This window comes from Acidisphaera sp. L21 (genome assembly GCF_009765685.1).
Taxonomy (GTDB): Bacteria; Pseudomonadota; Alphaproteobacteria; order Acetobacterales; family Acetobacteraceae; genus LMUY01.
This window is the reverse complement of the sequence record NZ_LMUY01000074.1, coordinates 39,227-49,559: the sequence shown is the minus strand read 5'-3', so window position 1 is coordinate 49,559 and position 10,333 is coordinate 39,227. Positions and strand designations below refer to the sequence as shown.

The following is a 10,333-nucleotide window of genomic DNA, read 5'->3' as shown; positions in this document are numbered from 1 at the left end:
ATGTCGCCAACGAGCCCGGCCCCGTTGTGGAACGCGCGCTTGCGGCATTGGAGTTCGTCGGCCGTCGCCAGGATGCGCTGCGGCCCGTGGGGGAGTTGTCCTACGGCCATCAACGCCACGTCGAAATCGCGCGTGCCCTCGCTGGCAGCCCGCTCACCCTGTTGCTGGACGAACCAGCCGCCGGGCTGAACATGACCGAGAAAGGCGAACTGGGTGCGTTGCTGCGCCGCCTGAAGGGGCATGGGCTGACGATCCTGATCGTCGATCATGACATGCACCTCGTTGAATCGGTGGCCGACCACATCACCGTGCTGAACTTCGGCCGCCGCATCGCCGATGGCCTGCCGCAAACCGTGCTGCGGGAGCCGGATGTCATCGCCGCCTATCTCGGCGAAGCTCCAGGGGCCAAGGTCGAACATGAAGCTGCTTGAACTGCGCGATGTGCAGGCCGGGTACGGCGCTGGCCCGGTGTTGAAGGGCCTGAACATCGAAGTGGGCGAGGGCGAAATCGTCGCCCTGCTCGGTTCCAACGGCGCCGGGAAGAGCACGACGCTGCGCTCGATTTCTGGACTGGTGCCGGATGTGGTGGGCGATATCGTGCTCGCCGGGCAATCACTGCGCGGCATGAAGCCGGAGGCGATCGTTCGCTTGGGTATCGCGCACGTGCCGGAAGGCCGGCGGATTTTCCCGGGGCTGACGGTGCGGGAGAACATCCTGCTCGGCGCCAGCAATCGCAAGGGCATGAAGCGCCGTGCGCTGGAGACGGAGGTGGACGAGATGATCGGCTACTTCGCCGATCTCGGCCGCTTGCAGCATGCGCTGGGATGGACGCTGTCGGGTGGCCAACTGCAGATGGTCGCGGTCGCTCGTGGACTGATGGCGAAGCCGAGACTGCTGTTGCTGGACGAGCCGTCTCTGGGGCTGGCCCCGCTGATCGTGCAGCAGGTGTTCCGCATCGTGGCGGACATCCGGTCCCGCGGGACGACGGTGCTGTTGGTGGAACAGAATGCCCATATGGCGCTGTCCGTGGCCGACCGCGGCTACGTGCTGGAAACCGGGCGCCTTCTGACGTCCGGCAGCCCGGACGAGTTGTGGGCGAATGGCGACGTGCGCGCGGCCTATCTCGGCGGCAGTACGGGCACTGGCACGGAACACTAGCCGCCTAGTCGGGGCATCCGACGGGGTCTACATATCCCGTGAAGGAACGAGAGTGTCAGTATGATCCAAGTCGTCGCCGTCATCACAGCCAAGCCGGGCCAGCGCGCTCACATCCTGGAGGCGTTCCGCGCCAACACCCCAGCGGTTCATGCCGAGGTCGGCTGTGTCGAGTATACCGCCGTGATCGACGCGCTGGGCATCGGCAGCTTCCAGGCTAAGATCGGCGATGACACGTTCATGGTGATCGAGAAGTGGGAGAGCGCGGAGGCATTGGCGGCCCACGCGAAGTCGCCGCACATGGCCGCGTATGGCGCGAAGACGAAGGAATTCATCGCCAATCGCGCCGTTCACGTCCTAAGCGCCGCATAGGCTGAACGAAGCGCCCGCTTCAGCCGGAGCGGGCGCTTCTCTGCCTCAGGCCGCCTTCATGACTTCCCACACGCGCTCTGGCGTGGCGGGCATGCTGATGTGCTTGCCCAGCGCGTCCGCCAGCGCGTTCATCACCGCTGGCAACGACCCGGCACAGCCGGCCTCGCCGCAGCCTTTGGCGCCCAATGCGTTGGTTCGCGCCGGCACGGGATGGCTGACAAACACGAAACCCGGGGCATGGATCGCCTGGGGCAGGGTGTAGTCCATGAACGAGCCAGAGAGGAGCTGACCGTCCGAGTCATAGGACGTCCGCTCCAGCAGCGCCTGGCCAATGCCTTGGACGACACCGCCATGGGTCTGGCCCTCCACCAGCATCGGGTTGACCAGCACGCCGAAATCGTTCGCCATCGTGTAACGCACCACCGCGACGACGCCGGTTTCCTCATCCACCTCCACTTCGCAGACATGGCACCCGTTCGGAAAGGCGGAGGGAACGCCCTCCGTCACATGTTCCACGTTCAGTTGACCGGGGAACCGGCCGGCCAGGTCCATGATGCCGATCGCGCGGTCGGTGCCGACTACGTTAAAGCGGCCGGTCGAGAACTCGATATCCGCCTCCGCCGCCTCCAGCGCGTCCGCGGCCAGGGCGCGACCCTTATCCACCACCAGGGCCGACGCCTCGACGATCGCCGCGCCGCTTTGCATCATCGAGCGGGAACCGCCAGTGCCGCCACCGGCCAGCAGCCGGTCGCTGTCGCCCTGCACCAGCCGCACCTTGTCGAACGGCACGCCCAATCGGTCGGACAGCACCTGCGCGAAGGGAGACGCATGGCCCTGGCCGTAATCCAACGTTCCCGTGACGATCGTGACGCCGCCATCCTCGTCAAAGATGATGCCGCCCATTTCCTTGCCGGCAGGGGCCGTTACCTCCAGGTAGTGGCCTATGCCAATGCCACGAAGCTTTCCACGGCGGCGGCTTTCCGCCTTGCGGCTGGCGAAGCCGTCCCAGTCGGCGGCGCCCAGAGCGTCCTCTAGCAACGCCGGGAAATCACCGGAATCGTACACCATCTCGGACGGCGACCTGTAGGGCATCTGGTCGGGCTGGATGTGGTTGCGCCGGCGCAGTTCCACCCGGTCGATCCCCATCTCCTTCGCCGCGGTGTCGACCAGCCGCTCCATGTAGTAATTGCCCTCGGGCCGCCCGGCACCGCGGTAGGCGCCCACCGGGGTGGTGTTGGTGAACACATTGATGCTGGCGACCTCGACCAACGGGGTGCGGTAGACGCCGATCACGTTCTTCACGGTGTTCATCGTCGATGGAATGGTCGTGGCGTTGCTGAGGTAGGCGCCCAAATTGCCAAAGCCCGTCAGCCGGACGGCCAGGAAGGTACCATCCGAATCCAATGCCAACTCACCCAGGAAATCGTGGTCGCGGCCGTGGCTGTCGGACATGAAGCTATCGGACCGCGCATCCGTCCACTTGACCGGCCGGCCCAGCATCCGGGCCGCCTGCAGCAGCACGATGTATTCGGGATAGACACCCGCCTTCATCCCGAACGAGCCGCCGACATTGCCGGTCAGCACCCGGATCTCCTCCTTCGGCACGTTCATCACCGATGACAATGTGCCGCGCAGGCCGAATACGCCCTGGCAGCCGACACGTAGCACCAGCCGCCCGTCCTCGATGGTTGCCAAGGCGGACCGCGGCTCCATTGGGGCGACCACCACGCGGCTGTTGCGCAGGTCCAGCTTGGTCACGTGCGCGGCCTTGGCGAAGGCGGCGTTGACGGCCTCCGTGTCGCCGTAGTGAAAGTCCAACACCAGATTGCCCGGCGCCTCGGCATGCAGTTGCGGCGCACCGGGGTCCGCGGCCTCCCGCGCCTCCGTTACGGAGGGCAGGGGGTCGATGTCCAGCATCACCGCCTCGGCCGCGTCCTTCGCCAGTTCGCGGGTTTCGGCGACCACCAGGGCCACCGGGTCACCCACATAGCGCACGCGGTCGCGCGCCAGGGCGGTCTGGTGCGGTTTCGGGGTGGCAGTCCCATCCCGGTGCTTCCCGACGACGGCTTGCATCGGGCCAATCCCGGCGGCGTCGAGGTCGGCGGCAGTGATCACGGCCAGTACGCCGGGCATGGCGAGTGCCTCTGCCGCGTCGATGCCGCGCAGTTCGCCATGGGCGTATCGGCTACGAACCACCACCGCGTAGGCCTGCCCGGGCAGCGACAGGTCGTCACTATAGCGGCCCTCGCCCCGCAGCAGCACCGGATCCTCCTTGCGCGACACGGGTTGCCCAATCGCAAAACGGGTGTTGGCGTCGATTGGCATGTCCATGAGCGTCACTCCTGTCGTCCGGTAGAATGTCGGCCTGTTCAGCAGAAAAGAAACCCCCGCGTGGCTAGGCTTGCCTTGGGCGGCCCTTGCTTTAGCGTCGGTTTCGCATTCGCAGCATGGAGCTTACGTGACCCAACGCTTCCTTGTCACCGGTGGTGCCGGATATGTCGGCAGCCACATGGTGGCGTTGCTGGTGGCACGGGGAGCACGCGTGACGGTAATCGACGACCTTCGCCAGGGCCACCGAGCCGCCCTGCCGCCGGATGTCGAGCTGATCGTGGCCGATATCGCCGACCAGGCGGCCCTGGACGCGGCGATGGGGGGCCGGGAATGGCATGCCATCATCCATTTCGCCGCGCTGTCCCTCGTGGGAGAGAGCATGCAGCAGCCGATGCGCTACCTGCGGGAGAATGCCAGCGGGGGCTTCACGCTGATCGACGCTGCCATCCGCCACGGCGTGCCCCGCTTCATCCTGTCCTCCACCGCCAATCTGTTCGGCGAACCAGACCTTGTGCCGATCGCCGAGGACGCGCCGCTCCGCCCAAGTTCGCCCTACGGCGAGAGCAAGCTGATGATCGAGCGGGCGCTGCATTGGGCCGGCCAACGCCACGGGCTGCGCCATGCCTGCCTGCGCTACTTCAACGCGGCCGGCGCCGACCCCGATGGCCGAATCGGCGAGGATCACGATCCGGAAACCCATCTGATCCCTCTGGTGATCGACGCCGCCCTGGGCCGCCGGGGCGAACTGACGGTCTTCGGCACCGACTATCCCACCCCCGACGGCACCTGCATCCGCGACTACGTGCACGTGACCGACCTCTGCGCCGCCCATCTCTGCGCGTTGAGCCAGTTGGAGACCGCGGGCAAGGATGCGGCCAGCGTCATCTATAATCTCGGCAACGGGAAAGGCCATTCCGTCCGCGAGGTGATCGCGACGGTGGAGGCAGTGTCCGGCTTGACCGTGCCGGTGCGCTACGGCGACCGCCGCCCAGGGGACCCGGCGGTGCTGGTCGCCGCCTCTGGCCGGATCAAGGCCGAGGCTGGCTGGCAGCCCCGTTATGGTGAATTGAGCGACATCGTCCGCACCGCTTTAACCTGGCGCAAGGCGCATCAAGGCGGTTATCGCGACCGCTGAAGCCCGGATCTGGAGCCCAGCTTGCGCACCTGCTGGTGGCGAAAGCACTCCGCCGTGTGGTCGTTGACCATGCCAACCGCCTGCATCCAGGCATAGGTGATCACCGGGCCGACGAACTTGACCCCGCGGCCTTTCAGCGCCTTCGATATCTCGTGCGCCAGCGGGGTGTCGGTAGGCACCTCGCCACGGCCGGCCCATTGGTTCTGGATCGGCTTGCCGCCGGTGAAACCCCAGCAGAACTGGGCGAAATCCTCGCCGCCATCGCGCATCGCCAGGTAGATGCGCGCACTGCCAATCGCGGCCTCGATCTTCGCCCGCGAGCGAACGATCCCGGCATCGCCCAGCAGCCTGTCGATATCTGCCTGGCCGTAGCGCGCGACGATTTCCGGATCGAACGCGGCGAAAGCGGTGCGGAACGCCTCCCGTTTGCGCAGGATGGTGATCCAGGCGAGCCCGGCCTGGAAGCCATCCAGCACCAACTTTTCCCACAGGGCCCGGCTATCCCATTCCGGAACGCCCCACTCCTCGTCGTGATAGGCGCAATAAAGCGGGTCGGTGCCAGCCCAATGGCAGCGGCAGAGCGGCGTGGTCACCTTCGCACACACCTCAGCCAGCGTCCGCTGCGTGGCGGCTCCAGGGAATGTCGGCCGACCCGATTGACGGTATTGCAAGATATGCCATCCGCTTGGCTTCCTTCCGCCCCCGCGCAACTGAGTCGAGGATGAAGCCACACGTGCAGGAGAGGAAGGCCAGCCCCATCAGCGCCGTGGCAAGCATGGCGGTCGGCAGCCGGGGCACCAGGCCGGTCGTCATGAAATCTGCCACAACGGGTATTCCCAGCACCAGTGCGACCAATACGAGGACGGCCGTTCCCGCAAAGAAGAACTGGAACGGCCGGGCCTCCTTGATCAGCAGCAGAATGGTGCGCAGGATCCGCAGCCCATCGGTATAGGTGTGCAGCTTGGATACCGAGCCTGCCGGGCGATCCTTGTAATACGCGGTCAATTCGCCGACTGGCATGGCCAGTTCCAGCGCGTGCACTGTGAACTCCGTCTCCGTCTCGAACCCTGTGGATAGGGCGGGGAACGACTTCACGAACCGGCGGGAGAAGGCGCGGTAGCCGGACAACATGTCGCTCACCCGGTCGCCGAACAATATTGTCACCAACCGGGTGAGAACGACGTTGCCGGTGCGGTGCCCGGTGCGATAGGCGCCGGCGGTGTCGCTGATTCGGGCGGCGGTCACCATGTCGAGCGGCCCGTCGACCAGCAGACGCAGCATTTCCGGCGCGGCGGTGGCGTCATAGGTGTCGTCGCCATCCACCAGGATGTAGGCGTCGGCCTCGATATCCGCGAACATGCGGCGCACGACGTTGCCCTTGCCCTGCAATGGCTCGCTCCGCACCACGGCGCCGGCCGCACTCGCCTCCGCAACGGTACGGTCAGTGGAGTTGTTGTCGTAAACGAACACCACCGCCTGCGGCAACGCCGAGCGGAATTGGTGCACGACCCGGCCGATCGCAACCTCCTCGTTATGGCAGGGAATGAGCACAGCGACCCGGATCACCGAAACACCATGGCGCGGGAGAGGGTGAAGTTGGCGAACATACCGGCCAGGGCGCCCGCCGCGATAGCGAGTATGGGATGGACGGCGCAGACCGGCACGACAGTCACCAGCACGAAATACGTCCCTAAGTTGAGGCAGAGGCCGGGCAGATTGGCCGCTGCGAAGGTGAGCCATTGCCGAAACACCGAGCCAATCGCACCGGCGCCCCGGAATGTCCAGATGCGGTTGAGCCACCAGGTGACGGTAACCGCCACCGCGTAGGCGAGCGTCCCCGCGACATAAAGCCCCGCCATGTCCCGGGTGGCATAGACCACCGCGGTGTCGGCCAGGAAGCCAGCGACCCCGACGACGCCGAACTGCATGAACTGCGCAAGTAGCCGGACATGCGCCGGCACGACATAACGCCGCATCGGCCCGGGGAGGGCGTCTACCAGCCAGTCCAACAGGGCGAGCATCCCGCCGCTATACGGCATCCCACCGGGCGACCCAACCCTATTGCATGGCGACGATGCCGCAAAAAAGCCGTCTGCCGTCGCTAGCGCCATCGTCGCGCCCGTGGTGTGTTGCCCCGGCGCATCGACTGGAGCCGTGCATGCATCGTCGCCACTTCCTGGCAGGCTCGGCGGCTATCCTAGCCGCGCCGGCCATCGCCCACGCCGCCAGCCCCCGTGTGTTGCGGTTCATCCCGCAAGCGGATCTGACGGTGCTGGACCCGGTGTGGACCACTGCCTACACCACCCGCAATCACGGCTTTGCCGTGTTCGATACCCTGTATGGTTTGGACAGCAAGTTTCGCCCTACGCCGCAAATGCTGGCCGGTGCCGTGAAGAACGCAGACGCCACCGAATGGCGGCTAGGCCTGCGTCCTGGGCTTAAATTCCATGACGGCACCCCGGTGTTGGCGCGGGACTGCGTCGCCAGCATCCGGCGCTGGGCAGCCCGGGACGGGTTCGGCCAGGCGCTGATGGCTGCGAGCGACGACGTCGTCGCGCTGAATGATGAAACGATCCAATTCCGTCTCAAGCGTCCGTTTCCGCTGTTGCCAGACGCCCTTGGTAAATCGGCGACCAATATGTGCGCGATCATGCCCGAACGCCTGGCGCAAACCGATCCGTTTCAGGAACTGACGGAGATGGTAGGGAGTGGCCCGTTCCGCTTCGTGGCGAGCGAGCGCATACCGGGAAGCCGTGTGGTCTACGAGAAATTCGACGGCTATGTCCCGCGCCCCAGCGGCACGCCAGATTGGACGGCCGGGCCGAAGCTGGTGAATGTCGACCGTGTGGAATGGATGGTGACGCCCAACCCGGACGCCGCGGCCGCCGCGTTGGAATCCGGCACGGTGGATTGGTGGGAGGCGCCGCTGCCGGACATGCTGGCCCGTCTGAAGCGAGTTCCAGCAGTGGCGCTGGATGTCCAAAACCCCACCGGGCAGATCCCGGTGATGCGAATGAACCAGTTGCACCCGCCCTTCGATAACCCTGCCATCCGGCGCGCCGTGCTGTCCGCCGTGACGCAGATGGACTTCTTGACCGCTGCGGTGGGGGACCAGGCCTTGCTGAAGCACGTGCCCGCCGGGTTCTTCTGCCCCGGCACTCCCATGGCGACTGATTCCGGGATGGAGGCGATGACCACCCCGCGTGACCTTGCCGCCGCCACGAAGGCGATCACCGACGCCGGCTATAAGGGCGAAGTCGTGGTGGTGCTGACGCCACAGGACGTCCCAATGCTGAAGGCGGTATCCGACATGGGCGCCGACTTGCTGCGCCGGCTGGGACTGAAGGTCGACGTGCAGGACATGGATTGGGGCACCATTCTGAAGCGTCGCGACAGCCAGGTTGCGCCTGACAAAGGCGGCTGGAACGTATTCCACACCTTTTGGGACGGGCTGGACCAGCTGAACCCGGCCACCAACGTCATGCTGCGCGGCAACGGCCTGGCCGCGTCCCCCGGCTGGCCGAGCAACCCGGGGATCGAGGCAGCGCGTGACCGATGGCTCGCGGCGGCGGACGAGGCGGAGCAGAAGCGCCTGGCCGCCGACATTCAGAAACAAGCGTTCGAGGCCGTGCCCTACATCCCGTTGGGCCAAAGCTTCAGCACCACCGCCTATCGCGGGTTGACCGGCGTGCTGGACGGGTTCCCTCTGTTCTGGAACCTGAAGAAAAGCTGACACCGTCGGTCCGGTAGTGCACGCTTAGGGCTGCCCTACGCCTTAGCAGGCGGCGTGTAGTCGTTTGACTTCAGGAACATCTCCACCGCGTCGCCCATGACTTCGCAGCAGACGGCCAGGTCTTCTTCCTTGGTGTCCTCTGCCCAGTGATGGCTGATGCCGCCGATGCTGGGGCTGAACAGCATGGCCGACGGCATCACCTGTGCCAGCACCTGCGCATCGTGCCCGGCACCGCTGGGCATGGCCCGCCAGCCGCCAGGAATGCGCTGTTCGGCCGACCGTTCGAGTGCAGTCATGATGGCCGGGTCGCAAATGGCGGGGATGGAGCGGCGGATGATCGAAAGCTCGGTGGTGCAGCGCTCGCGGCGATTGCTCTCCTGCACCAGGGCACGCAAATGCTTCTCCAGCCTTTCCAGCGTCGACCAATCCACGTCGCGGAATTGGAACAGGATCTCCGCCTTGCCGGGGATGATCGAGGGTGCGCCGGGCTCCAGCACGATGGAACCGGTGGTCCACACCGTGCGGTCACCACAGACGAGCGGGAAGGTTTCGTCGATCGCCGCCAGCAGCCGCACTGCCGTAAGCCCGGCGTCCTTGCGTTCCGCCATCGTTGTGCCGCCGGCATGGTCCTGCTGGCCAATGATGGTGAGGCGGAATTGCCAGATTGCCACGATACCGGTGACGATACCGGTCTGTTGCCCGGCTCCCTCCAAGCTCGTGCCCTGTTCGATATGGAGTTCGAGGTAGCCCTTATGCCGGCCCTTTTCCACGGTGATGCGGGGGACACCTTCCAACCCGGCCGCCTTCAGCGCGTCCCGCAGCGGGGAGCCGTCGTTGCGGCTGCGGGCGTGGTCCATCTCGTCGTCGCTCAGATCCCCGATGAAGGAGCGACTGCCCAGGAAGCCACCCTCGAAATGCCCTTCCTCGTCGGCGAAGGCGCAGACATCGACGGGCAACCCGGCGCGCGCCAAGGCGAGCCCGGCCACAACACCCAGCGCGCCATCCAGCCACCCGGCGTAGTTCTGAGATTCGATGTGACTGCCGACCAGCATGTACGGGCCAGGCCCCGTGTTGCGGCCGTAGACGTTGCCGATGCCGTCCAACACCGGCTCCAGCCCGATTTCAGCCATGCGCGCCATCAGCCAGCGCCGGGATTCCATGTCCTGTGGCGAGAAAGTGGGGCGATGCACCCCGGTTTTATACGCGCCGATCTTCCGCAGATCGTTCAGGTCGGCAAGGAAACGGGCAGTATCGATGGTGGCCATAGTGCGCTCCGACGGGCGAAAGCGCGATCCTGAAGCGATCTGCCGAGGGAGGGAAGGGGTTGCGGGTCCTATATCGGGCCGTGGGCTGGACGAAAGCCGCCGTCAGTATTGTTAGGCGGATCCGGACCGAAGCGATTGGTCCCCTCCATACCGCGGAGAAAGCCGAGTTCGCCGCCCAACCAGACCGCGCCAACGAGCGGTATCAGCCCGATCAGCAGAAACCAGCCGGCATGGTCCCGGTCTTGGCACCGTTTTATGCCCAGAGCCAGGTTCGGGACGATCGTCCGCAGCGACATGAGCGACGACAATATGTCGCTATCCAGAGCGACGACATCCATTGCC

The 10,333-nt window shown here is 65.7% G+C and carries 11 protein-coding genes; 5 read left to right on the top strand and 6 right to left on the bottom strand.

The window, feature by feature from the left end:
- From GSQ76_RS31125 to GSQ76_RS14405, 3 genes are all read left to right on the top strand, one after another.
- Positions 1 to 431 (top strand): ATP-binding cassette domain-containing protein (locus GSQ76_RS31125; protein ID WP_216851062.1); only part of this gene is annotated, 431 nt, incomplete at its 5' end.
- Positions 418 to 1,158: an ABC transporter ATP-binding protein gene (locus GSQ76_RS14410; RefSeq protein WP_158744605.1), complete on the top strand. Its 741-nt coding sequence runs from the start codon at positions 418 to 420 to the stop codon at positions 1,156 to 1,158. The genes GSQ76_RS31125 and GSQ76_RS14410, both read left to right, overlap by 14 nt.
- A 60-nt stretch (positions 1,159 to 1,218) precedes the next feature.
- The gene (locus tag GSQ76_RS14405; protein ID WP_158744604.1) at positions 1,219 to 1,527 is read left to right on the top strand and encodes a putative quinol monooxygenase; all 309 of its coding nucleotides are present in this window, start codon (positions 1,219 to 1,221) and stop codon (positions 1,525 to 1,527) included.
- Positions 1,528 to 1,572: 45 nt separating this feature from the next.
- On the opposite strand, the gene GSQ76_RS14400 is transcribed toward GSQ76_RS14405, so the two are convergent.
- Positions 1,573 to 3,858, bottom strand: a complete 2,286-nt coding sequence (locus GSQ76_RS14400; protein ID WP_158744603.1) for a xanthine dehydrogenase family protein molybdopterin-binding subunit — start codon at positions 3,856 to 3,858, stop codon at positions 1,573 to 1,575.
- 127 nt (positions 3,859 to 3,985) lie between these two features.
- Between GSQ76_RS14400 and galE the strand changes: the two genes are divergently transcribed.
- Positions 3,986 to 4,993, top strand: a complete 1,008-nt coding sequence (gene galE / locus GSQ76_RS14395; protein ID WP_158744602.1) for a UDP-glucose 4-epimerase GalE — start codon at positions 3,986 to 3,988, stop codon at positions 4,991 to 4,993.
- On the opposite strand, the gene GSQ76_RS14390 is transcribed toward galE, so the two are convergent.
- Genes GSQ76_RS14390 through GSQ76_RS31820 form a run of 3 tightly spaced genes read right to left on the bottom strand, consistent with a single transcriptional unit; the run spans position 4,978 to position 7,032 of the window.
- The gene (locus GSQ76_RS14390; protein ID WP_158744601.1) at positions 4,978 to 5,586 is read right to left on the bottom strand and encodes a DNA-3-methyladenine glycosylase I; all 609 of its coding nucleotides are present in this window, start codon (positions 5,584 to 5,586) and stop codon (positions 4,978 to 4,980) included. The genes galE and GSQ76_RS14390 overlap by 16 nt on opposite strands.
- A 13-nt stretch (positions 5,587 to 5,599) precedes the next feature.
- A complete protein-coding gene (locus tag GSQ76_RS14385; protein ID WP_254070411.1) occupies positions 5,600 to 6,559 on the bottom strand; it encodes a glycosyltransferase in 960 nt (319 codons plus the stop codon).
- Positions 6,556 to 7,032, bottom strand: coding sequence for a GtrA family protein (locus GSQ76_RS31820; RefSeq protein WP_158744599.1), 477 nt, complete (start codon positions 7,030 to 7,032; stop codon positions 6,556 to 6,558). Before GSQ76_RS31820 ends, GSQ76_RS14385 begins: the two co-directional genes overlap by 4 nt.
- 119 nt (positions 7,033 to 7,151) lie before the next feature.
- Between GSQ76_RS31820 and GSQ76_RS14375 the strand changes: the two genes are divergently transcribed.
- On the top strand, positions 7,152 to 8,726 hold the full coding sequence (locus GSQ76_RS14375) for an ABC transporter substrate-binding protein (RefSeq protein ID WP_158744598.1): 1,575 nt from the start codon (positions 7,152 to 7,154) through the stop codon (positions 8,724 to 8,726).
- A gap of 35 nt (positions 8,727 to 8,761) precedes the next feature.
- Here the strand turns inward: GSQ76_RS14375 and GSQ76_RS14370 are convergent, their stop codons facing one another.
- Together GSQ76_RS14370 and GSQ76_RS14365 are read right to left on the bottom strand one after the other, a co-directional pair.
- Positions 8,762 to 9,991, bottom strand: coding sequence for a Zn-dependent hydrolase (locus GSQ76_RS14370; protein ID WP_158744597.1), 1,230 nt, complete (start codon positions 9,989 to 9,991; stop codon positions 8,762 to 8,764).
- A gap of 68 nt (positions 9,992 to 10,059) precedes the next feature.
- Positions 10,060 to 10,329, bottom strand: a complete 270-nt coding sequence (locus GSQ76_RS14365) for a DUF805 domain-containing protein (RefSeq protein WP_158744596.1) — start codon at positions 10,327 to 10,329, stop codon at positions 10,060 to 10,062.
- Between the last annotated feature and the right edge of the window lie 4 nt (positions 10,330 to 10,333).

Bases quoted from the DNA above. Each gene is read 5' to 3' on its own strand.
- GSQ76_RS14375 (WP_158744598.1), top strand. From the start codon at position 7,152: ATGCATCGTCGCCACTTCCTGGCAGGCTCGGCGGCTATCCTAGCCGCG.
- GSQ76_RS14410 (WP_158744605.1), top strand. From the start codon at position 418: ATGAAGCTGCTTGAACTGCGCGATGTGCAGGCCGGGTACGGCGCTGGC.
- GSQ76_RS14370 (WP_158744597.1), bottom strand. From the start codon at position 9,991: ATGGCCACCATCGATACTGCCCGTTTCCTTGCCGACCTGAACGATCTG.
- GSQ76_RS14365 (WP_158744596.1), bottom strand. From the start codon at position 10,329: ATGGATGTCGTCGCTCTGGATAGCGACATATTGTCGTCGCTCATGTCG.
- GSQ76_RS14405 (WP_158744604.1), top strand. From the start codon at position 1,219: ATGATCCAAGTCGTCGCCGTCATCACAGCCAAGCCGGGCCAGCGCGCT.
- GSQ76_RS31820 (WP_158744599.1), bottom strand. From the start codon at position 7,032: ATGCCGTATAGCGGCGGGATGCTCGCCCTGTTGGACTGGCTGGTAGAC.
- GSQ76_RS14400 (WP_158744603.1), bottom strand. From the start codon at position 3,858: ATGGACATGCCAATCGACGCCAACACCCGTTTTGCGATTGGGCAACCC.